The organism is Roseicyclus marinus, assembly GCF_030163795.1.
In the GTDB taxonomy this organism is placed as follows: domain Bacteria; phylum Pseudomonadota; class Alphaproteobacteria; order Rhodobacterales; family Rhodobacteraceae; genus Roseicyclus; species Roseicyclus marinus.
The window spans coordinates 1-23092 of record NZ_JASJOF010000002.1 but is presented as its reverse complement, the minus strand read 5'-3'; the positions used below and the strand labels follow the sequence as shown (position 1 = coordinate 23092).

Genomic DNA, 23092 nt, shown 5'->3' with positions numbered 1-23092 from the left:
TCCACTCCTCATGCAGACGAGACCCGAAACATGGCCATTCAGCGCACCTTTTCGATCATCAAGCCCGACGCCACCAAGCGCAACCTGACCGGCGCGATCAACGCCAAGATCGAGGCCGCGGGCCTGCGGATCATCGCGCAAAAGCGCATTCACATGACCCCCGCACAGGCCGGCCACTTCTACGCCGTCCACAAGGAACGCCCGTTCTATGGCGAACTGTGCGAATTCATGGCCTCCGAGCCGGTCGTGGTTCAGGTGCTGGAAGGCGAGAACGCCATCGCGAAATACCGCGAAGTGATGGGCGCGACCGATCCGGCGGAAGCGGCGGAAGGCACGATCCGCAAGGATTTCGCCATCTCCAAGGGCGAAAATTCGGTCCATGGCTCGGATGCGCCGGAAACCGCGGCCGAGGAAATCGCGTATTTCTTCGCCGGGATGGAACTGGTCGGCTGAGCCGAGTCGCCCAAGGGCGCGAAAGATCAGGCCGTCCCTGCGGGGGCGGCCTTTTTTCTTGTCCGGTGGGAGGGCCCGGCCTGCGTCGATCGGCGGGTGCGACGTATCCAAAGTAGCATGGTGCTACCGTTGGGCCGCCCGGATGCCGTTTTGGACGGCCCGGCGATACCCCTGTCCGCGCGCGGCATCCCCGCGCTCCGCGTAGTGTGATCTGGACGCGACGAAAGGCCGACCCGGCCCGGAGGCGCCAGAGACAGAATGCGGAGATCGCGCCATGGCTGCCACCGGCCGTTTCGACAGATTTCACATGACCCTCGGCTAGGAGCGGCGGCGGCTGCCCGCGCTGCGCGCGGCTCATGTCGTCTGGGTGGGGCTAATGGGTCTTGGGGAGGTGGCCACTGTCGCCTTTACGATCAACACCTATCGGGCGCTGGATGCGCGGGGCGCGGTCGAGGATCCGGTGCCGCGCATGGTGCTGGAAACGAGCAAGGGGCTGCAGACAACGCTGCGCGTCGTGGCTTGCCATTGTTCTCCCCGTGCGCGAAATGAACAGCTGGCAAGACTTGCCATGAGTATAAGTTGACCCGCGCGGCCCATGAAGAAAATTAGCGGTGTCACGCGTAGGTTGTGCAAAAATAATGAAATAAGTATCCAGCCTTGATGGAAAAGTCTTTCAGTAGCTTATGCAACTAAAAACCCTCAAGTTTTATGGGTTCCCAACTCAACCCTTGCGGCGTACGCCAAGTCGCATTGCAAAAAAAATCATAATCGCAAGTATCGCCAAAAGCTCATTTGGATGGTCTCCGAGATTTTCTAATGGCGCGGCAGACGGAGTAAAGTCGATAGTAATGTTACTCCCGGTGCAATTGACCTTAAAGCTTGCATTACAATTAGCTGATGCATGAGCGGTGCCACTTTGAGACTTCGCTGCTTCAGTCATGAAAAATAAGGAACCAGTCAGTGTTACAAATACGCTCCGAAAGCTACACCTCAGGCTGTTGTAAAGAAAAAACATTTTCTACGTTCTCCTTGGCTCAAGCTTGGACCAGTCTATTATTGCCGCCAGGCCGCAGTTACCCAATTCCTTGAAAGAAAAAACGGTTGTATCGGTTTGATCTCGAATGCGCAGATCTGCAAGGAGGCGCGCGCGGAGGCGCGCCAGCGCAGGATATGCGTCTGAATGGCGCCCTTGGAATACATATCCGGAAGCCGTCACGTTCTCCCCTAGCGTCGGAACGACATGTTCAAATCGTTGGGCGGTAAGTGGCAAGGGGACTACCGCAAGCAACCCGTCACAATGCGGTCGGTGGAATATAGCTGCAGCGGAGATCCCGCTGATAAGCACTCTGGAAGTATCGTCTCTCACGAGGCCGTGCTCCAAGAGGACGTCTTCGGCTCGCTGCACCGAACTCACCCTGTCGAATGCCTCTACCGAAGTATCGCGAGATTTCAGCGCAAGGCCAAGACCCGGCGTGATGAAAAGGGCAAGCCAAAAAATTATATCACGCGCGCGCATGATTTGCCTTCGACCAGGCTAAAGCCACGGGTGTGGAGAGAAGAAGCAGCCGAAGTGTTGTCGCTCCCGCTCCATCATGAAAAAGATCGAACCAATCCGCTGTGATGGCCATCAGTGACAAGCGAACAGTATTGATTGCTACGCAGACGCCAACAAGCAGAACTGCGTCTGATAGTGGCGCGCGATATTCGGGCCCGATCAGAAGCTGGAGCATTGTTAGCCAAAGCAACAGAACTAAGGCGATATTTTTTAACACGCCACATTCCCATACAAGCAGTATCGCATCGCCGCCGGCGGTCTGAATCACATTTCCCCGGACGGGCGTGATGGTCTCAAACAGCGAAAGGATCGAAACCGTCACAAATTGATCAATCGCCAGCAGGTTGCCGCCCGCCATCTGCCCAAGAAGACTTGTGCCAGGACCGTGGAGCGCGCCCAGAAGGATAATCCATAAACCGCAACGTGTACCCGATGGTTGAGAGAAGACAGCCAGGAAGGCTATTGCGCTCAAAGCCAGTCCTGCCCAAGCGCTGTTTCCTGACACACCAAGAGTGCCAATTGCGGCAGGAAGGAGTAGAAAGACGTGCCACGGTCGCGCCGGACCATGCAGGCCGGATGACGCTCTCCAGATACCGATCATGATGCAGATGAAAACGATCTTGCTCACACCGAGGTCAGGTGTTGTGAGCCAAGAATTTTGTTGCACGCGGAATTGATGCAGCATCGAGGGCGCTGCCGCATTCGCTGCAGCGCCTGTGGACACAATGGCGAAGACGAGTGCGAGGCTGAAACTTTTGCGCTCGCTCTCGCTCTCTTTATCGGCCAAGATTTCCGCTTCACAATCTGCACACATCTGCTTCTCCGTACGCTCCGAACTTGGATAGGAAACTCGTCAGCTTTTGTCTTCAACGCATGCGGCGAGTCTGCTTTCCTTTCGACAAGGGTTTCCTATGCGAAAGTGTGGCAGGATTTGCCGACGTTCCTTGTTCTTGATCGACGAAAGCGGTCTCCGGCTCGATCTCACAAAATTTCAGACGGATTTATCTCTCTGCTTCAAAGGGAAAGCTGGGTTCTTGGGGCGAGCCAATGCTGCCGACTTGAAAGGCGATGGACTGGTCAGTGGTCTTGCCCCCAATTCACCGGACACTCAGGCGGTTGCGGTTTGAGCTGCGATGAACTCGCGTGGCGAGCGCATTTTCAGCCCTGAGTGCGGGTGGTTGTCGTTGTAGTCCTCGATCCAGCCTCCGATCAATCCGAGAACGGTTTTAGCATCCGGCAACGGTGTCACCTGGACGTAATCGCGCTTCAGCGTCTTCACAAAGGCCTCTGAGATTCCGTTGCTCTGCGGGCTCTGGACCGGCGTGAAGCAGGGCTTCAGACCCAGCTGGCGGGCGAAGATCTGCGTGTCCTTCGCGGTGTAGGGCGAGCCGTTGTCGGACAGCATCTCGATGACCGACGGCGCACGGTGACCGCCAAAGCGGCGCTCCACAGCTTCGAGCATGATGTCGCGGATGTCCGAGCCGCTGATCCCAGCGTTCACTACGGCCCGCCATGCGATGACCTCACGGTCGTGAGCATCAATGATGAACGCGCCACGGAGGATGTCGCCATTCCAGCAGGTGAACTCGAACCCGTCCGAACACCAGCGCAGGTTCGAGCGCATGACGATGACCTTGCCATCGTGAACGTGCTCGGGGCGCTCCGTGTATTTTCGAGCCAGGAGCAGGTTGTGGGCCTGCATGATCCGGTAGACCCGTTTGTGATTGACCGGGGCCAAGCCCTCCGAGCGCAACTGGCGGTTCAGGATCGCCGTAATCCGCCGATAGCCGTAGGTCGGGCGCGCCGCCACCAGCGTGGTGATCAACGGCACCAGCGCCGCGTCTTGCGCTTTATGATAGCGCCGCCGCGGCTTCGTTCGCCCGTTCATCCGATCGATCAGGTTTGAGCGGGCCACGCCCAGGGTTTCGGCCACGACCTTCACCGGAAATCGTCCTTCAGCGGCGACCGCGCGAGCAAGGTCGGTTTTTTTGACCGTGACTTGTCCAGTGCCTCACGCAGGATCTCCGCCTCCAGCGTCTTGCGCCCGAGCTGGCGTTCGAGCTCGCGGATACGGTCCTCCATCTGGCGGACAACCTTGTTGCTGGTGACGTCATCGTCCTCGGACACGGCGACACTTCCCCCTTCGAGCATAAGCCGCCGCCACCGATACAACAGGTTCGGTGCCACGCCATTGCGGCGCGCTACGACCGAGATGCTGGCCCGGTCGTCCAGCGTCTCTTCCACAATTCGCAGCTTCTCAGCGGCAGTCCAGCGGCGCCGGCGGCCGCCATCGGTGATGATCTCTATTTCAGACATAAGCACGTGCTCAGGCATATGCCTAAGCCTCCATGGTTATGCCCAAGTGTCCGGTCGAAACGGGGGCCAGTTCAGTCAGCACATACGCCTCTTAATACAGCGATGCCCTCACAATCAGCGTTGCGTCCGCCCTAGACCTGAAGTTTCTGGCCAATATGGCGTTGAGATATCGCGAGGCGAATTTGCGTGTGGGCGGCTAAGTGAGGCCAAGGGTCGTGCGATCAAGCGCCACCACGATTGCCGTGCGGACGGACCATTCGATGCCTTCGCAATGCCCAGGATGGCGTGATCGACCGTTTCTGCGACAGTGACCACCTTGTCCATTCGTGTTAGCTTAAAGACCTGTTCCACCTTCGGTGTGAGTTGCGCGACACTAATTGCGCCAAGATTTCCTACTCGCTTCACCGCGGCAATAATTTCATAAAGAGCAGAGCTGTCGATTGACTTAACTCCCGTCATGTCAAGGACTATATTACGATCGCCTTGATCAATGTTGTCGGAGAGAAGCAGGCGCAGGTGAGACGCATTACTTGTATTAAGACTCGGCGTCATGATCTTAATTACAAGAAAATCGCGGTCTTTGTACTGGTGTGTGTCGATAACCATTTCTTATGCCTTGTCGGTTCCGATTTTTTAAATGAGTTCCTACTTTTTAAGTGCGACCGAATGGCCGTTTCTTACTTTCCGGAGCGATCAATAAGCACCGCGTCCCAATAATACGGCTGGAATTGTCAAAAATAGGACGTGGAGATCGCGGCGCAGGCCCATTGACCGGGCGTAGGAAATGTCCATTTCGACCATTTCCTCGAAGGAGACTTCGGCTCTACCGGAGACCTGCCATATACCCGTAATGCCAGGCAGTATCTTGAGGCGATCAAGGGCATGGATTGGGTATGAAGCGACTTCGGAAGGGAGCGCGGGGCGGGGGCCAACGAGTGACATGTCTCCTTTCAAAACGTTGAAAAGTTGAGGCAGTTCATCGATTGAGTAGCGCCGAATGATGCGGCCTACAGGGGTGATCCGCGGATCGTTTTTTTTCTTGAAGCACACACCGGTTCGATCCGACTGAGCTAGAAGCTCGGCCCGCCTTGCCTCAGCGTCCCGGTACATCGACCTAAATTTGACCATGCCAAAGGTCTTTCCGTTCAGGCCCACTCGCGTCTGTACGAAAAAGACTGGCCCTTGGCTGTTGAGCTTAATCGCAAGGCCTGTAATGATCATCAATGGAAGGAGAACGATAATCATCAGAGTGGAAACGACGATGTCTAATATCCGCTTGCCAAATGGAATTGGAGAGGATGCCTGATTGATTAGCAGGGAGCGGGAGACCAAAGTCGTATTTGTAGAAGCCAAGGTCATGGCATTTCCTTTCAGAGGGAATTGTCGAGAGGCTGAATAAAGGGAGAACGATCAGGTTCTGACGGCGAGCCAGGGATCTCCGGGTAGCGCGTTGCGCATCACGGCGACTGAACCATTGCGTGGTAGGGTATCGAGCCGCTCAACTTGGCTATGGACAGCCGCACGGGGCTCGTCAGGTCGAGTTGCGAGGACGCCGACATCGGCTGCGGAAAGAAGGAACTGGCACGAGAGCCGATCCTTCAGGCTGCCGCCCGAGATGATTATTATGTCGAAATCATGAACGACGCGTTCCAATGCCGTCCTCACCATTGGTGCTGAGATGGCTCGGTCATCAAGTCTTTGGAACGATCCGACGGGGAGCGTCCACAGACCATGCGCCTCGGAGGATCTGGGCAACGTGAGTTGCGCACCACACAACAAGTCGCACCAACCAATCTCGGTCGCGCCCTCGACGCAGTGACCCATATCGGCCTCAATGAAGAGGACTTTCATTCGAGCGCGTGCGTAGCTTTCGGCAAGTGACACCGCGAGATCTGTCGTCGACCCGGAACTTGCGCGCACCACTGTGATGATGGGTGCTTTGCCCACAAGCCGAGGACGGCGCAGAGGGAGGAGTTGCAACTCGTTGCGCAACCGGTCGGCGGCATCGGTATCAGCCTCGTTGACAGCTGAGACCTGCAAAACCGGTAGGCGGTGGCTGATTGGGGTAAGGCTCTCGGCAAACCGCAACCTGCGCTCGGTCAGGGCCAGAACCAGCGCGATCAGCAAGGCTGCGGCTGCACCGCCCGCGAAACCGCCCGCTGCCAGCATTTTCCGGCTATCTTCCGCTGGGCTCACCGGCCTTGACGGGGGGGACATGAGAACCGTGAACCCTGGGAGATCGCGGCCGGACTCAACCATGATCACTTCGAGAGCACGGCGCGTTTCGCTCAGAAGTTCCTCGGCAGCGGCAATCTCTTGCTCGACCCGGTCAAGGTCGATCCTGCGGCGGTTGAGGTCCCGTGCCTCCTCGCGCGCGGCATCCAGTTGGTTGGAGATGCGGTCACGCAGCGAACGGATCTCAGCGATGCTCTGTTCGTCGCCTTGGTCGGGCGCATCGGTCAGCGCACCGGTCTGCGCCAGAACGCGAATTTGCTCTCGCCTATCCTCCAGCGCAGTCTCGACGACACGAATTTCCTCTACCAGTGTCCGCTCGCGCTGTTCGAAGCGAGGGTTGGTGCGGTCGGCGAAATCGACTCGCAGCGCCGCCAGTTCAGCAAGTAGCCTCGCGCGTTCCGTGCCGAGGGCCCCAATGATATCGTCGAGTAGCGTCGCGCGCATGATTTCTTGGTCGGCACCGTCGACAGAGGTGCTACCAGTATTGGCTTCCATCGCTGCTATGGAGGTTTCAATCTCGCCCAGACGAATGGCCAGCGCGTCAATCTGCCCGATTTTCTCGACGTGCGCGCGCGAGATGGCACTCATGCCGAACTCGCCTCCAATCTCAAGCTGGTTTGTTCGCAACTCTGCAAGCCGCGCGACGAGTTCTTCCTCGCGGTCGTGCAGCTCGGATAGGCGCACCCCATAGCGGGCATCGTCAGCCTCTAGGTTGAGTGCAAGATATGCATCGACCACCGCCTCGAGCTTCTGCGCGGCAAAAGCCGGCTCGCGGCTAAGCGTGGTCAGAACGATAAGGCTATCGGAGCGACGGATCTCGATGGAGCTCGTCAGGTCCTGCAAGGTTAACCCTTGGGCAAGGTCTGGACGCGCTGCGGCTAGCGTTTCAACTGCACGGGACATGACGGGATGCGAAGCCACGTAAGTGGTCTCGGCGCGTACAAAGCTCTCGAAGGTGCGCAGAACGCTATCGTCGCCGGTTGAATAGAGGATGTTCGATTCCTGTGGGAAGACGCGCAGGATCGCTTGGCTTTCGTACAGCTGGACGCCGGACAGGTAGCCTCCTGCGCCCATCAGCGCGCCGAGGACCAGCGCGCCGCAAATGGTTCCTTTCCAGCGGCCGCGCATGGCGCGCACAACATCGGAGATCGGGTTCGGCTCGGGCGCTTCGGATACGGCAGCGGCGGCTTCGGGGGCCACTTCGAGCGGAAGCGGGGTGGCGACAGCGGTCATTGGCTCAGCCCTCCACGCGCGTGGTCAAGTCGCGTTCCCATCGCGGCGCGGCACCGGAGCGCTCGCGCATGAGCGACAGCCGCACCCAGACAGACACGCCAAGGAACACCGCGACTGGCCAAAGGGTGGCAGGTGCGCTGAGCGTATTCAGGATCATCCTCCGGGCGCTGCCGCGCTCGGGGCTTGCTTTGCCCATGCGCGAGACCTCACGCGCTCCGCGCAGGCTGCGGCGGCGCACCTGCACGAGGCTTGCCAGCGTGCGCGGTGCTCGCGCCACGAAGCGGCAGGCAGGCAAGAAGGCGATTTCGGCGGATCCGAAGCTGCGGCGGATGAATTCGTCGTCAGCGGTGATCTCGGGCAGCGGGAAGACGCGTGCGGCGCCTTCGGGCGCCAGCGCGAAAAGGCCGCCAAACTTTCCGCGGGCGAAATAGGGATTGGTGCGCCATCCCTGGTAGAAGACCCGGACCGCGGGCGAGACGCCCGAGGTGTCGACGTCCATCTTGCCGCAGGCGGCCAGTGCGCGGCCGTCTGCGAGCGGCGCGATCAGCGCGACCACCGCCTCGGCGGTAACGTCGAGGTCGGCATCAAGGCAGACAACGGGCGCGTTCTTGTCAGCGGCTTCGTAGCCGAGGTTGAGGGCATGGCACTTGCCGGCCCGGTCGGTCTCTATCACCAACGCCTGCGGCAGTGCCGCGCGCGCCCGCGCCGCGGTTGCGTCGGCACAGCCATTGGCGATGACCACGACCCGGAACTTATCCAGCGGCAGTCCGCGCGATAAGTACCATAGGGTGCGACCAATAACTTGTGCCTCGTCATGAGCAGGAATCAGGATGGTGGCGCGGGTCATGCCGAGGCCCCCCCGCACGGCGTGCGGTTCCAGACGAAGTCGCGCACCACTTCGATCAACGGCGCTAGCGCCTCGCCTCCCAGCTCGGCCCGGCCAATCGGGCTTTCGAAGCCGAGCGCCACCGCTGCATCCAGTGCAGCGTGCAGTGCTTCGCCATCTTCGGCGACGGTCACGTTCGACAGTCGCGCCATCTCGATGGCGGTATCTTGCTGGTGGTCGTTGCGATGCTCGCCGAACTTGGCGCGTCGCGGCATCAGGATGACCGGCTTGCCGAGCTCGGCCGCCGTCAAGATACTGCCCATCCCCGCATGGGACACTACGAGCTTTGCGGCCTTGAGGCGGGCGCGGAAATCGCGCTGGCTCAACTGCGCGACGGTCTCGATGTGGCGCAGGCGCTTTCGGCTATCGCCACATTGTGCGAAGACCGAAACGCCGGGGTTCAGGGCAGCCCAACTGTCTAAGCCAAGCAAAAGACGGTCGAAAGGCAGCTGCGTGCCCACAGTCGCGAAAATCATGATGAATGTCCCGATATGCGTGTCAGGGTCAGAGGACAGCGCCGCGGTATTCTGCACCCGACAGCTCGGCCACACGCGGCCATTGCGAGAGCACGCGGTCGGCCACGCCCAGCGACAGCCGGGCCGAGATCGACAGCTCGCGGGCATTGGCAATGGAATCGATGAACATGGTCCGCGCGCCCATCAGCCGCGCGATCCGGATTGCCAGGAAACCGCCCGCCGCCCCGGTCGAGACGACGACGTCAGGCCGTACGCGCAGCACGATCCATGCAAGTCGGATGAGGCACAGCATCAACCGCAGCGGCGTCTGCTTGTTGGCATCGGGATAGACATGGACGCAGCCACCGCGCGTCGCTTCGACGGCGCTTGCATCGGTCGTCGCGTAATGCACGTCGGCTCCGTCGAAGGCCGCGCGCAAGCGCTGCATCTGCACCCAGTGACCGCCACCGGAAGCGACGGCGAGAAGGACGGGGCGAGAGCGGGAAGTAGTGAACATTGTCTAGTCATCCGGGTGTCAGTTGCGGTTTTCGCAACCTGGTTAACCCGAATTAACCAATTGATGTTACAACGCAAAAAGCGATGTTAACGGCGATCTAGGAGAGGTGGTCCTATCCTTTCGGATGGGTCGCACGCCCGGTCGGATGGTCCGTGATCTCCTTGTAGAGCCCGACCATCCTTTCGGCTTTGGCCGACCACAGTCCCTCTCGCAGGACCTTCGCCCGTGCGCCTTCACCCAAGGTGGTGCGGTGTTCCGGAAACATCGCCATTCGGCGCAGCGCGGCGGCGATGTCGGCGGCGAAGCCCGAGGGGTCTGTGACCGGCACCTTGATGCCCGACGCCGCGTCGATGATGGAGGAGGGGCCGCCACGGTCTGCGGTGATCACCGGCAGCCCATGACGCATTGCCTCGTAAAGGACGCCGCCCGCGGGCTCGCGGAAAGACGGAAAGCAAAACAGGTCGTGGCTTTCATAAAGCGCCTCTACCGCCGCGCGCGGCACCCGGCCGAGAAACCGCACACGATCGGCCACGCCCAGCCGCTTGGCCTCGGCGCGGCAGAGTTCCAGCTCTTCGCCAGCGCCCGCGCTGGTGAGCCGGACGCCTGGAAGGTCAGGCAGGAGCGCCAGCGCGCGGATGACATCGCGCAGCCCCTTTGTACGGACGGCCCGCCCGACATGGAGCACGTCGAGGCGACCGGCTTCCATCCGGCGCGCGCGCTCCGGCGCAACACTGTCGACGCCCAGCTCCAGCACGCTTTCAAACCTGTTGAGCGGCACAGCGCCCAGCACGTCCTTCACGTAGGGTGCAACGCCTAGTATGCAGGCCGCTCGCGTGTAGCTTGCTCGCAGCCAAGGGTCGAAGCGAAAGCGTGTAGCATCCAGCCCTCGCAGCCGGGTGAAAAGCGGCGCGCTGCCCGCCTCGGCGCGAAACGGCTTGGGAGTGTCGAGCGCGCCGCCAAGCGGGCCGATGATGTAGGGCATCTCGAAATGCCGAAGCGGCGAAGCGTAGCGCGCCGCCTGCGGCATAAGCTGGTGGGCTATGTCGAAGCGCTCGCCCTGCGCCACAGCCGCCGCGATCCAACGCCGGACGTGGCCTGCGAATACTGGCCACGCCGGTTTCAGCATCGCGTTCAGCCGCTCGCGTTTCAGCGCCCAGGCGGGCTCAGGCCAGGTGACGACACGCGCACCGGGGAGTTGCCGCGCGACCTCGGCCCGGCTTGGCCGCTGAAAGCAGAGAACCGTCAGGTCGACCCGTTCAGCCAGCGCCTCGGCCCATTTGAAGGCCATCAGCGCTTCGCCGACATCCGTGCCGTCGACGTTCGGGGCGAGCAGCAAAACCTTCATGCCGTAGCCCCCCGTGTGGGCCATGCCTTGGGCAGGTCGGCGACCACGGCGCGGAAATGCCGGGCGCGGGCGCGGGCACCACGGTTCCCGAGGAGCGCCAGCCCCGTCCATAGTATTGCGCGCGAGGCGTTATGCGCCGACAGCATAGCGAAACAGGCCAGCCCTGCGACCAGCCCGCCATGCTTGCGGTGCAGACGCGTGGTGCCTTCGGTCATCAGAACGTCACGCCGGTGGTTCAGCTTGCCCGCAGCACCGCCGCCGAAATGGGTGATCGACGGTATCGGCACGAAGACCAGATCCCAGCCCGCGCGCGCGAAGCGGTGGCACCAGTCGGTCTCTTCGCCGTAGAAGAAGAACGCCTCGTCCAGCAGGCCCACCCCATCCATCGCCGCGCGACGGACAAACATGGCCGCGCCCGAGATGACCTCGACCCGAGCCTCGGTTCTCCGGTCCCATCCCGTCATCCTATAGCTGTCGAAGCGACGGATACGCGTCAGACCCAGCGTCTGCATGGCAAGGTGTTTCAGCGAGGGGAACGCCGAGGAGGACGGCTGCACCGTCCCGTCTGTGTTCAGCACACGCGGCCCCATCACACCGACCCCCGGATGCGCGTCCATCCAGGCGACCGCGCGGGGCAGGACATCGCCATGCACCAGCGTGTCGGTGTTCAAGAGCATCACGTGCCGCCCCCGCGCAACCCTCAGGGCCACGTTGTTGCCACCCGCAAATCCCAGGTTTCGCCCCGTCTCGATCAGCCGCACCTGCGGGAACTCGGCCCGCAGCATTGCAACCGATCCGTCGGACGAGGCGTTGTCGACGACGATCACCTCGGCCGTGAGCGGCCCGAGCCCTGCAAGGACGCTGTGCAGGCAATCGCGCAGAAAGTCTTCTGTGTTCCAGTTCACGATGATGATGGAGAGGTCCATGCGAATGCGTCCTTGATGGAAAACGGTCTCAGAAAAGGCGGGCTGGCTGCGCGCGCCGGACGGCGGAGCCGCCGCGCTGGCGGGTGTTCAGGGCGGTTTGGGCGGTTCCAGGCTTAGCATCAAGCAGCCAGGCGCCCGCACCGATCAGGAACAGGAACAGCACGAAGAGCGCGTTCCACAGGTGTACAGTGGCTGCGGCTACGGTGATCCCGAAGAGCGTGAAGGCCCAGGCATGGCGAGCGCGGCGCCATTCCGGCGGAAGACCCTTGCGCTGGCCCGCTGCCCAGAGCAGCCCGAACAGCAGCCCCATAAGAAGGAACAGGGCAGGCAGCCCGTAACGCACCGCTGTCACCAGCCAGAAATTGTCCATGCTGTCGGACATCCAGACTGGACGCTCCCAATCTCCCAGTCCGATCCCGAAGATCGGGTGACGGCGGACCTCGGCGCTGCCGAATTCAAAGATCAGGATGCGGTTGTAGGCCGATTGCCGAGAGAAGGTGAAGTTGTTGACGAAGACATGGAAAGGCGTCTTAGTCGAGAAGACGTCGATCGCGACATACATCAAGGCGAACATCGTAAAGAGCGCCGCCCAGCGGCCCTGGATCTTGCCCAGCACCCTTTGCCACGCGGCGACGAAGCCCTGCATCATGAGCACCACGTAAGGCCCGCCTGAGGCCGACATGAATGTCGCCAGCCCCACACCCAAAACCTTGAGCATGCCACCCCCGTTCATGAGCCGCGCCTCGGCGATCACGTAATACGCGAGAGAAAAGGCTGCTGCCGAAAAGACGCCGTACAGGATGGGGTGATCGAAGGGTCCGAAGGTGCGCTCCAGCCCCATGCGCTGCTCGATATAGGGGGCCATCGGGCCACCCAGCGCGCCCGAGATTGTGTCGTGCAGGAAATGGACCGAGGTCAGCGCCTCGGGGATCGTGAAGATCAGGGTGCCAAGCACCAGCCCCACATAGAGCTTCGCCATGGCCGAGAAGTCCTCATAGCTGCGGATGTAGACCCTGGCCAACAGGTAAGCGCCGGCGAACTCCACGATGTAAATTCCGCCCGACTCGATCCCTTGCGCAACGCCGCCCCAGTTGATCAGTGCCATGAGCGCCCATGCGCAATGGGCAAAGACCAGCATGTCGAAGATGTGGATACGCCCGGCTCGGCCTGACAACAGCTGGATTAGCATCGGCAGGAACATCACGATCAGAACCACTCGATAGGCCGAAAGACGTAGGCCGCCCAGGTTCACTGATACCGCGGTCGGCAGCATCATCGCGACGAAAAACAGCGCGACCGCTGCGGGTACGCCGAAAATGCGTTTGATCTTTGAGGGGACAGTCGCGGTGCTCATGACTTACAACGCGACCTGCAGCGGGTCAGGGCAGGGCGCTCTACCAGGTGCCAACTCGCTATGGCGAAGGGCAGCGTGGCGGCGAGGCTGGCCGCTGCTAGGGCGAGCGGACCTATTTCGGGAACAAGGTGGACAATAGTCTGCATCACTGGCCAGCCGTAGATGTAGACCCCGTAGGATATGTCGTTAGGCAGGTGCAGCGCCGGGGCGCGGAGCGATAGGACAAGCGCCGCGTAGCCGAGCGCCGCGATGGCCAGCGGCCAGGCTGCGACAAGGGCAAGCGGCAGAGCGGCCAAAGCAAGCACGGGCGACAGGTGCAGCCGGTCACGGAAGACATGCGCGGCGGTGCCGAGCGAGAACGCCGCGAAAAGTGGCGCAAAGGTGCCGATCCGACCGGGCAGCGCCTCGGAGAAGAGCGCGGCGAAGGCCGCGAGAGCAATAAGGGCCACGACCGCGACCGGGCGCCGCGTGCCGCCGAGAGCGACGAAGCCGAAACAGACCACGTAGGCCGTGACCTCGTGGAACAGGCTCCAGAGCGGGCCGTTCAAAACCTCCGGATAGGGGTTCGTGGCAAAGGCGCCCTCCAGGCGGTGCTCGATTGACACGAGCGTCAGCGCGCGAAGGAACCACGCTGCGGCCTCCGCTGGGCCGGCGACAGCACCGCTGGCATAGGCCAGCCCGAGAGTAACCAAAAGTGCAGCGCCGAGCCCCGGCACGATCCGGCGTGCTCGGGCGGCCCAGAAGGCGCGCGCACCGCGGCGCTCGGCGCTGGCCGTCACCAGGAGACCCGATAGGAAGAAGAAGAGCCCCAAGGCCCAACCCCCGAGTGCATGGCCGGTCAGCGCCAACAGCGGCTCAGGCGTGCCCGAACCCAGCGCCAGCGGCCAGGCGTGGCTAATCATGACGGCAGCCGCCAGCACCAGCCGCAGCGCGTCGAGGTTGACGCTCCGCCCCTCGGAAAAGGCCTGGCCCAGCTTCATCGCGCAGCCCCTGAAATCACGACGCGGCGCCACAGGCGCTCGCGGATGACCCGCTTCCAAGTGCCCGCGAACGACTGTAGCTTTTCGCGCAAGCTCAGCCCGCGCCACATCCCGAAGAGCGCAAGCCCGCGGTCACGTGGCGCCCGCAGGCCGACGGCCCGCATTGCAACGCGGCGGCCCCAGACGGCACCATGCGTCGCCTTCAGGTTCGGCTGCGCCGCCGCGATCACGGCGCGCCCGCGTGCCTCGGTCACCAGCACGCCCGCCGCGATGGCGGCCTCGACAAAGGCCCGCCCGCGGAGTGTGCGCGCCACGATCAGCGACCGACCCGCGTCGGTGTTGCCCTCGGGCGGGTTGTGCCATGGATCGCCGACCGAGATGTCGGCGAAAGCGCCGGTGTGATCGGCGCAGACCCGGCAGCGCCAGCGGCGCTCGACTTGCAGGATACGGCCCCAGCCCTCGGCGTAGGGGATACCGTCCGAGGTGTGGCGGTTGCCATCGTCGTCCACCCATTCCGCCTGCATCAGCCCCGGCCACCCTTCCCCGCGATATCGCAGGTCGACGACCTTGCCGCCCTTCGGTACTCCTAACCTGTCGAGCAGATTGTTGGTCGCATTGAGGTTCGGCGCACCGGCGCAGAAGATGGCGATGGTCAGTGGGATCTTGTCGGTAAGGCCGCTATCCGCTCGCATCGCCTTGTGGGCCGATGCGACATCGCAGGGTTTTCCGATGAAGGCCACGGCCTCGTCGCTGCGGGCGATCCGTCCGAGGGTCTCGGCCGGGCTTGCTTGCGCATATCGCGACCCCGCCCCGCGCATCAGGGCCGCACGATCGCGGCTGATGACGGCCTCGTTCAGGCGCGGATCATCGACGCGGGCGGCAATATGAGCCACACCCTTGGCAACGCCGCTCTCCAGCGCGAAAGCTGCTAATGCAGTGACGGCCCCGCCCGAGGACCCCCGGTGGCGGATCTCGTCGTCGGTGGCCCAACCCTCCCACGTGGCCAGCACCGGACCCCAGTCGTCATCGATTTTGTCGGCGCGGTCGAGCGTCGTCCAGTCGCTTGCACTTCCGGCGCAAAGCGCCACGGCATCGCGTGCGGCGGCGCGGCCCTCGGCGGTGGCGGCGACGACGGGGCGGCGGCCGTTCATCGGGTCATCGACCATGCGTATTAACTCTGGGAAGGCGCCCGCGCAGGCCCCGCAGCCGGTGCAGAGGTTGCAGGCGACGATTTTGGTGATCGGATCGGCGCTCATGCGAAGCTCTCCTGTGTCTGGTTGCGCCGGGGCAGCGTGAGAAGCCAGGCGCGAAGGGTCGCGCCGGCCTCGCCAAGTGCCGCGGCGGCGGCGATGCCGGCCAGCGGCAGGCCGAGCGCGGCCGCGCCCGCGGCGGGGATCAGTGCCAGCGCCCGGATGATGTTGGCGCGCGCCGGGTCGCCGGTGCGGCCCGTGGCAACTGCCAGTTGCGAAAACGGCGTGCGCAGCACGCGGAACCCGGCTGCAAGGCCCGTCGCCAAGGCGAGCGCCGCGTCGGGCTGGAAGACCGCGCCGTAGACCAGTCCAATCACGGGCGCGGCGAGTACGGCGAAACCAAGTGCTAGCAACGCCGCAAGGCCCGCATGGGCGGCCACGAGCGGTGCCCAGACTGCGCCCATCCGCCCCTGCGCAAGGGCGGTGCGTAGCCGCGGTAGCACGAGCGAGCCGGCGGCGCGGCCCACGATCTGTGCAGGCAACAGCGCCAGTTGCAGCACCACTCCGTAAAGAGCCAGCGTCGCCCAGTCATAGGCCGTCGCTACGATCACTCGGTCTGCGTAGAAGGTCACGAACATCAGGAGCGCGTTGAGCATCAGGGGCGCGCCGAACAGCCACATGCGCCGGAGCGCAGGGATCGAGACCCGCAGCCGATAGTGCCGCGATGCGACGGCATGCGAAAGCAAGACAAGCGCCGAGGCATGGGCGATTAGGACCCACGCCATCGCACGGTGGTCGCCCAACACGGCGGCGGCGGGCAATACCGCCAGGGCCATCGCCAGCGTCGCACCGCCTTCGACCAAGGCCATCGGCCGGTAGCGGAAGCCGCGCTCAGCGCGGCGGAAATCGAGATGCGTGACGCCGCGCAGAAGCGGCACCAACGCGAGCAGAGCGTAAGAAGCAGCTGTGGGTCCGCCGTCAAAGAGCACCGGAAGGACCGGCGCGGCCGCGAGTAGCACAAGCGCGCCCAGAAGCCCGCGTAGCACGAAGCCGCCCTGCAACTCGGCCTGTAGCGCCGCGGAATTGCCGTCACGCGCTTGAAGCATGAGCCGGTCGGCACCGAGATCACTCATCATTTCTACCAGTCGCACCGTGAGCGCCAGCATCAAAGCGCGGCCCAGTTCGTCCGGACCAATTGCCCAGGCAAAGGCAACCGAGCGACCCAGCGCTGCGGCTTCGGCCAGCATTGGCACGCCCCAAGCCAGTGCCTTACCCTCTTGCAGACTGCGTGCCATCAAAGCCCAGCCTGCCGCGCGATTTCTTCCATTTCTTTTGTGGCGCGAGTTCGCAGCGCGACTACGCGTTTGGCGAGGTCGTCCGCACGGTCGTGCCGACGAGCGTAGGACACTAGAGCGCGATGCGACAGCGCACGCGCGTCGAGCTTCCGAAGGTCGGCAACGTCGCTGGCGATCCCGCATTCGGCGAAGACGCCCTCGGTCTTATCGGTGTAGCCCAACCCGAGCGTTGGTGTGCCTGAGGAGAAGGCACCGATCGTGGCATGCATCCGTGCCCCGGCAAACCAGTCCAATCTTGAAAGTACCCACTTCAGCTGCATCGCCGGTAGCGGTGCCTCGACTATCCGAACCCGGCCTTCAGCTTCGGCGCCGAGCCTGTGAAATAGAGCGTTCGACGCGGCAAGGTCGCTTTCTGCGTCGCCAACCGGACGATGCACGTGCGGCATTAGGAGCAATCGCAGCGATGGGTCAGCCTCCAGCAAAGCACGGGCTACAGCCTCGATTTGGGCGTCGTGACGGTCGGTCAAGCCGAAGTTGTCCTTCGCAGCCACCGCATTGTTGCATAGAAGCCCCGATACGTTCAGTGCTGCCAGTGGGAAACCGCGCTCTGGAGAAAGCCAGGCCATCGTCTCGCTGTCGAGCCCAACAGGTGCCTCTGCAGGGAGAGCGACCGCGACGTCGACTGCAAGACGGTGCCGTTCAGGATCGAAGTCTTCACGCAGGGCTGCCTGCAGGAACGCAAAACTGCTGGCGTCGCGAACCCATACAGCGGTGGCTCGCTTCAGAATCGCGACGGCCTTGGCTTCGTTCGCTGGGTCGCGAAACGGCCCCAGCTTCTGCGGTAGGAGGATCAACGGAACGCCGGCGTCAAGTGCAAGACGCTTAGTCAACACCATCGCGCTGAATCGCTTCGACCCGTAGATGTCGGTGAAGCTATCGCCGCCTGAAATGTCGAGCACGGCCTGCGAGCGGGCAATGACGCGTGCGGGTGCCGTGCCGACGACGCCGAGGCGCAGCATAGCGTGCGTTGCGCGTAGATTATCGCTGCGCCAGACACGGCGGTGATGCGTTAGCCCCACAAGATCTACACTTACCGCCCCCCATTCCGCACGTCGCAGGCCGCGACCGTGGTCGGCGACCGTGATCGCGCGGCCGCCGCGCTGCCAAAGCCCCGCGACGACGGAATGGCACAATGCGCTGACACCCTGATTTCCGGTGTCCGGAGCGGCGTTGAGAATCGTGATCATGGGTCCACCTCAGTTGGTCGAGGCAGCGATAAGGTGCTTTAATGATAAAGTCGTCCGCGCAGGAGAAGAGAACGCCGCCCGGTTGGACAGTCCATCCTATCCATTCGGATAGGTCCGGGGTAAGGCTGCCCGCAAGAACAATTTCGTGCGTGGGGCGTTGGGGTGCTATGGTCGCCTGCGAGGGCCGGTCACACGAGGTTGCGGTCCCGCGCGATCATCGCGGCATGGGTGCGGTTCTTGGCGTCGAGCTTGCGGCAAAGAGTTTTGACATGAAGCTTCACAGTTGCCTCCGCCAGATCGAAGTCGAGTGCGATTTCTTTATTCGATTGTCCGCGGCAGACACCACGCAAAACATCGGTCTCTCGGGGCGTCAATAGCTCCGAAGCGGCCTCGTCGCGGTCGCGGACTAGCTGGAATGGCGCGTAGATTTCACCTGCAGCCATGAAGCGAGCGGCCGTCACCATCGATTTGGAGGATAGTGTCTTCGGGACGAACCCTTGTGCCCCGGCATTCAGCACTTCTTCAGCAAGCGCCCGTGTCGTGGTTCCAGAAATGACAGCCACAGGCTTGTCGCCGTTTGAAGCAATCATTCTCCGCAGGCCCTCCAGCCCGTTCATGCCCGGCATGTTGTAGTCAAGCAGCACGAGATCGAAGGCGCCGTTCGTCGCGACCATCTCGAGCGCATCGGCCAGGGAACCGGCTGTTGAGACTTCGGCTTGGGCTTCGGATTTCAGGAAGGCGGCGATGGTTTCACGGACGAGGTCGTGATCATCGGCTACCAAAATGCGCATGTCGTCGCTCCGTGATTGGTTGAACTCAACCATAATCTGCACACCTGCTAGCCCTACTATCGTCCCATCATTGCATCGTTCAATATACTTGGAAAGCGAGAGAAGAAGAAAAACGACATACTTTCCTATACAAAAGTATAGCTTATTATCCTCTTGCGCCAGTGATTGTCCTCGGGCGCTGTGGCACAAGCAAAGTTAGTGTGCAGATCACTGCAGACAGGATGTTAAAGGGGCCAAGGAATGGGTTTCTATTCGCTTGCTAAACCGTTGACGCTCGCGGCTGCCATTCTGGCGGCAGGGACCGCGACGGCGCTTGAACCGACCGAGGGTGAGGTCCTGCTGACCGTGACTGGGGAGATCGGCGCGACAAACTCCGGGCAAGCGGCTGAGTTTGATCTTCCGCTCCTTGAGACTCTCGGCACGGTGGTGATTGAAACCTCAACGATCTGGACCGACGGCCTACAGACCTTCGAGGGCGTGGAGCTTGTCGACTTGCTCGATGCCATCATGGCCGAGGGCAGTAGCCTTCGTGCTATTGCTCACAATGATTATGCCGTCGATATCCCAATAGCGGATGCGATCGAAGGCGGGCCGATCATCGCGTTTCTTCGAAATGGCGAACTTATGGGCCTCCGCGACAAGGGTCCGCTTTGGCTGATCTATCCATTCGATAGTTCGCCTGAATATCAGAGCGAGACGATTTACTCCCGCAGCATTTGGCAGCTCGACAGGATCGAGGTGCTGCCCTGACCCAGGTTGACGAGCGGCCAAGAGGGACAAGTCGCCAGTCTGACAGTCGACGATTTCGTCTGTGGGCATTTATCCTTTTTAGCCTGATACCAGCTGTCTTGGCCTTTGCTTTTCTGATCAATATGGGTCAGCAAGTCAGCCGAGAGATCGATGAGCTCGCAACCGCTAATTCTGACAACACCCAATGGTCGCTAGCGCAGGCCGACGTCGAACTTCTCGGGCTGGTCGATGCCATCAACGATGCTTTGGTTACGGATGGATTGGAACCTAATCCAGTCGGCGAAGTACGACGTCGGTTCGACATACTGTACAGCCGTTTCAATATTCTTCAGTCGAGCCCGCTCTTCTCGATCGTAAGACAAGACCCGTCCGCGATGGCGGCCCTCTCTCGTCTCGAAGCTTTTCTCGAAGATATGGTCCCGTTGATTGATGCGGAAGATGCTCAGCTTCGCGCTGGGCTCCCCATGCTTTCTGCCCGTGCCGAACAGATCAGAGCCGATGTGCGGACTGTAACTATTCAGGGTGTCGCTGCCCTGGCGCGCCAATCGGACGAACAAAGGTCTGGCGTTGCCTCGACGCTGTCTTTTGTCTCTAGAATTACATTTGCGCTGTTCTTCTTTATGGTTGTGCTACTTGCTTTACTTGCTCATTTCGTGCTTCGGGAACGCACTCGCGCCTACCAAGAGGGGCAAACAAGGGCTCGACTTGGAACGATAATTTCAACGTCGCTCGATGCAATTATTGTGGCTGACGACCAGGGACGTATTCTTGAATTCAATAGTGCTGCAGAGAATATCTTCGGCTATGCCCGCGAGGAAGCTCTAGGCAATCCGATGGACGACCTGATCGTGCCGGACCACCACCGCGCTGCCCACGCTGACGGCATGCGGCGCTACTTGAGCACCGGCGAGAAACGCGTGATCGACAAGGGACGCGTCCGGCTCGAAGCGCGCAACAAGTTGGGTAGAGTTTTTCCTGTAGAATTGTCAATCTCGTCTGCAGAAACCCGCGATGGTGAGGTTTTCATTTCCTACATACGTGACATTTCGCACCGGGTCGCCGCCGAGCGTGAGTTGATCGAAGCCCGAGACGAGGCGGTGGCCGGCGAAAAGGCCAAGGCCGATCTGATCGCCGTCATGAGTCACGAGATGCGCACGCCACTAAATGGAATGCTTGGCACGCTCGATCTGCTCGACGTGCGCGACCGCTCACCGAAGGAACGTGAATATCTTGATATAATCCGAGCGTCAGGGCGACAACTCTTGTATCATGTAGACACCGTGCTTGATATGTCTCGCATTGAGTCAGGCAAGATCGCTCTCAACAAAGAGCCATTCTCGCTGGACGCGCTTGTGCGCGAATTAATTGAAAGTCAGCGTATTGTAGCAGAGCACCGAGGAAATGCTCTCGCATGTCGTGTCATGATTGGCGATCAAAACACTGTTGTTGGCGATCCGATACGTATTCGGCAGGTGCTGCTAAACCTTTTGGGCAATGCAATTAAGTTTACGCGCAATGGCACGATCTTGGTTGAGGCCGAACGCCTAGATGGTCTTGAAGCAGTTGAGTTTCGCGTGATCGACGATGGAATTGGCATCGATGGCTCTGACCTCGAAAGGATTTTTGAAGACTTCGTGACCCTTGACACCTCTTATACCCGTGCCGTCGGCGGTACAGGTCTTGGCCTTGGCATCGTACGACGCCTCGTAAAGGCGATGGACGGCGAGATCTGCGTTGAGAGTGTCAAAGGTAAAGGAAGCCTATTCCGCGTGCGCATACCATTGGAATCGGTCACAGCTATGGGGTTGCCCCCTAGCCCGCCTGAAAGCACCGTAGAGTACTCTACAGATGCAGCGGTCGTCGCGCCGATGAAAATTCTTATCGTAGAGGACAATCGTATCAACCGGATCGTGCTACGCGACCTTCTCGAGCAGGACGGTCACACTGTAGACGAGGCTCATAACGGTCAACAGGGTGTCGAAAAGGTCGATAAAGCTTCCTACGACATCGTTTTCATGGATATTTCCATGCCCGTGCTCGACGGTGTAGAAGCTACTCGGGCCATCCGTCTAGCTGAGGGGCGAGGCACACGTCTTCCAATAGTCGCCCTTACGGCGCATGCAGCCGACTCCGATAAAGAGCGTTTCCGGGCTGCGGGTCTTGATGACATCCTTGTCAAGCCGATCTCGAGGCGCGGTCTGCGCTCCATGCTTGCTCGGTTTTCACGAGGTCCCCACTGGTCCGCCATTGCCACTCCCAACTCGACCATATTGCTTGACGATACCCAGCTCAAGGAGCTCAACAGCGCTCTAGGCCGTTCGAAGTTCTCAGATCTCTTAGCGAGCTTTTGCAATGAAATGGCGGAAAGCGTAGAGGCAGTCGCATCCTTTATCGAGCGCGGTGAGATAGGACCCGAGCTTGCCAATGAAGCCCATCACGCAGCGGGGTCTGCCGCCATGTTCGGTGCCTTAGCACTTCATGGAGAACTCGTCGCCGTTGAGGATGCGATCCATCGGGGGGTGCATAACGATATAACGACTGGCTCACGCTTGCGGTCGATATGGTCGGATACAGAATCTGCGCTTTCCAGTATAAAAATTTGAGCCTGGTCTAATCTGCGCGGAAGGTTGAACGTTCCGCAAAAAGACTTCGATAGCGGGGCGGTAGGCGTTCAGCCGAACTATTCAATCTGGGCGTGTGTTCATCGTCGGTCCGATGAATGATCGGCGGTTATCGCAGTCAAAAGCGAATATAGATATGTCCCGTATTCGTTCTTGCCAAACAGGGATGCGCGGGCGGCCAGATCTTCTGCAGAGATCCAGCCCTGCGCATAGGCGATTTCATCGGGGCTGCCGGTCTGCATCCCCTGACGTTGCTCAAGCGTCCGCACGAAGTTTCCCGCATCGAGCAAGCTCGCATGGGTGCCCGTATCGAGCCAGGCGAACCCACGCCCCATCTTGGCGACGCGCAACGTGCCGTCGTGCAGATAGCTTTCGAGAAGGCTGGTGATTTCCAGTTCGCCCCGCGCCGATGGGGTGACCGTCGCCGCGCGGTCGGGGGCGGTACCGTCGAGGAAATAAAGCCCCGTCACAGCAAAGGGTGAGGGCGGATGGGTCGGTTTCTCGATCAAGGCACGCACCGATCCGTCGGGGGCGAAATCCACCACGCCGTAGCGTTCGGGGTCTGCCACGCGATAGCCGAAGACCGTGCCGCCATGGGTCTGCGCATCGGCCTCGGCCAGGATCTCGGGCAGGCCGTGACCGAAAAAGATGTTGTCGCCCAGAACCATGGCCGAGGGCGCGCCGTTCAGGAAATCGCGGGCGAGGATATAGGCCTGCGCGAGGCCGTCGGGGCTTGGTTGCGGGATATAGGTGAGCGACAGGCCCCATTGGCTGCCATCGCCCAGCGTGCGGCGGAACTGGTCCTGGTCCTGCGGTGTGGTGATGATGGCGATCTCGCGGATGCCGCCCAGCATCAGCACGCTGATCGGGTAGTAGATCATCGGCTTGTCGTAGATCGGCAAAAGCTGTTTCGACAGGCCCATGGTGATCGGGTAAAGCCGCG

At 61.2% G+C, this 23092-nt stretch carries 21 protein-coding genes; 4 read left to right on the top strand and 17 right to left on the bottom strand.

All coding sequences use genetic code 11. The features are described from left to right. Positions 1-30 precede the first annotated feature (30 nt). Together ndk and QQK63_RS02900 are read left to right on the top strand one after the other, a co-directional pair. The gene (gene ndk, locus QQK63_RS02905) at positions 31-453 is read left to right on the top strand and encodes a nucleoside-diphosphate kinase (RefSeq protein WP_277827716.1); all 423 of its coding nucleotides are present in this window, start codon (positions 31-33) and stop codon (positions 451-453) included. A gap of 376 nt (positions 454-829) precedes the next feature. After that, on the top strand, positions 830-1036 hold the full coding sequence (locus tag QQK63_RS02900) for a hypothetical protein (protein ID WP_277827718.1): 207 nt from the start codon (positions 830-832) through the stop codon (positions 1034-1036). A gap of 919 nt (positions 1037-1955) precedes the next feature. Here the strand turns inward: QQK63_RS02900 and QQK63_RS02895 are convergent. The 16 genes from QQK63_RS02895 to QQK63_RS02820 all read right to left on the bottom strand — a co-directional run bounded on the left by QQK63_RS02895 (position 1956) and on the right by QQK63_RS02820 (position 18778). Next, positions 1956-2795: a hypothetical protein gene (locus QQK63_RS02895; protein WP_277827722.1), complete on the bottom strand. Its 840-nt coding sequence runs from the start codon at positions 2793-2795 to the stop codon at positions 1956-1958. 321 nt (positions 2796-3116) lie between these two features. Beyond that, a protein-coding gene (locus QQK63_RS02890; RefSeq protein ID WP_277827724.1) for an IS3 family transposase occupies positions 3117-4342 on the bottom strand; the annotation gives its coding sequence in 2 pieces (ribosomal slippage) (positions 3117-4000 and positions 4000-4342; 1227 coding nt in all). A gap of 96 nt (positions 4343-4438) precedes the next feature. After that, positions 4439-4930, bottom strand: a complete 492-nt coding sequence (locus QQK63_RS02885) for an STAS domain-containing protein (protein WP_277827726.1) — start codon at positions 4928-4930, stop codon at positions 4439-4441. 87 nt (positions 4931-5017) lie between these two features. Continuing rightward, on the bottom strand, positions 5018-5683 hold the full coding sequence (locus QQK63_RS02880) for a sugar transferase (protein WP_277827728.1): 666 nt from the start codon (positions 5681-5683) through the stop codon (positions 5018-5020). Positions 5684-5734: 51 nt separating this feature from the next. Continuing rightward, positions 5735-7792, bottom strand: coding sequence for a GumC domain-containing protein (locus tag QQK63_RS02875; RefSeq protein ID WP_277827730.1), 2058 nt, complete (start codon positions 7790-7792; stop codon positions 5735-5737). A gap of 4 nt (positions 7793-7796) precedes the next feature. Next, entirely contained in the window at positions 7797-8639 is an 843-nt protein-coding gene (locus QQK63_RS02870; RefSeq protein ID WP_277827732.1) for a glycosyltransferase family 2 protein, read from the bottom strand. Beyond that, a complete protein-coding gene (locus tag QQK63_RS02865; RefSeq protein ID WP_277827734.1) occupies positions 8636-9154 on the bottom strand; it encodes a glycosyltransferase in 519 nt (172 codons plus the stop codon). The genes QQK63_RS02870 and QQK63_RS02865 overlap by 4 nt, the downstream gene beginning before the upstream one ends. Positions 9155-9182: 28 nt before the next feature. Then, positions 9183-9650, bottom strand: coding sequence for a glycosyltransferase family protein (locus tag QQK63_RS02860; RefSeq protein WP_277827736.1), 468 nt, complete (start codon positions 9648-9650; stop codon positions 9183-9185). A gap of 112 nt (positions 9651-9762) precedes the next feature. Continuing rightward, positions 9763-10995: a glycosyltransferase gene (locus QQK63_RS02855; RefSeq protein WP_277827738.1), complete on the bottom strand. Its 1233-nt coding sequence runs from the start codon at positions 10993-10995 to the stop codon at positions 9763-9765. Next, the gene (locus tag QQK63_RS02850; RefSeq protein WP_277827740.1) at positions 10992-11921 is read right to left on the bottom strand and encodes a glycosyltransferase family 2 protein; all 930 of its coding nucleotides are present in this window, start codon (positions 11919-11921) and stop codon (positions 10992-10994) included. Before QQK63_RS02850 ends, QQK63_RS02855 begins: the two co-directional genes overlap by 4 nt. A gap of 28 nt (positions 11922-11949) precedes the next feature. Continuing rightward, positions 11950-13275, bottom strand: coding sequence for a hypothetical protein (locus tag QQK63_RS02845; protein ID WP_277827742.1), 1326 nt, complete (start codon positions 13273-13275; stop codon positions 11950-11952). Then, the gene (locus QQK63_RS02840) at positions 13272-14255 is read right to left on the bottom strand and encodes an acyltransferase family protein (protein ID WP_277827744.1); all 984 of its coding nucleotides are present in this window, start codon (positions 14253-14255) and stop codon (positions 13272-13274) included. The genes QQK63_RS02845 and QQK63_RS02840 overlap by 4 nt, the downstream gene beginning before the upstream one ends. Next, positions 14252-15511 (bottom strand): Coenzyme F420 hydrogenase/dehydrogenase, beta subunit C-terminal domain, encoded by a 1260-nt coding sequence (locus QQK63_RS02835; protein WP_277827746.1) that lies wholly within the window; start codon positions 15509-15511, stop codon positions 14252-14254. The genes QQK63_RS02840 and QQK63_RS02835 overlap by 4 nt, the downstream gene beginning before the upstream one ends. Continuing rightward, on the bottom strand, positions 15508-16740 hold the full coding sequence (locus QQK63_RS02830; RefSeq protein WP_277827748.1) for an oligosaccharide flippase family protein: 1233 nt from the start codon (positions 16738-16740) through the stop codon (positions 15508-15510). Before QQK63_RS02830 ends, QQK63_RS02835 begins: the two co-directional genes overlap by 4 nt. Beyond that, entirely contained in the window at positions 16740-17987 is a 1248-nt protein-coding gene (locus QQK63_RS02825; RefSeq protein WP_277827750.1) for a polysaccharide pyruvyl transferase family protein, read from the bottom strand. The genes QQK63_RS02830 and QQK63_RS02825 overlap by 1 nt, the downstream gene beginning before the upstream one ends. 188 nt (positions 17988-18175) lie before the next feature. Continuing rightward, positions 18176-18778, bottom strand: a complete 603-nt coding sequence (locus QQK63_RS02820) for a response regulator transcription factor (RefSeq protein ID WP_277827845.1) — start codon at positions 18776-18778, stop codon at positions 18176-18178. Positions 18779-19018: 240 nt separating this feature from the next. Here QQK63_RS02820 and QQK63_RS02815 point away from each other — a divergent pair, with 240 nt between their 5' ends. Together QQK63_RS02815 and QQK63_RS02810 are read left to right on the top strand one after the other, a co-directional pair. Then, positions 19019-19528: a putative pterin-binding protein gene (locus tag QQK63_RS02815; protein WP_277827752.1), complete on the top strand. Its 510-nt coding sequence runs from the start codon at positions 19019-19021 to the stop codon at positions 19526-19528. A 98-nt stretch (positions 19529-19626) separates the two neighbouring features. Beyond that, the gene (locus QQK63_RS02810) at positions 19627-22131 is read left to right on the top strand and encodes a hybrid sensor histidine kinase/response regulator (RefSeq protein WP_277827754.1); all 2505 of its coding nucleotides are present in this window, start codon (positions 19627-19629) and stop codon (positions 22129-22131) included. A 98-nt stretch (positions 22132-22229) separates the two neighbouring features. Here QQK63_RS02810 and rfbA read toward each other — a convergent pair. After that, on the bottom strand, positions 22230-23092 hold an 863-nt coding region (gene rfbA / locus QQK63_RS02805; protein ID WP_284283171.1), incomplete at its 5' end, for a glucose-1-phosphate thymidylyltransferase RfbA.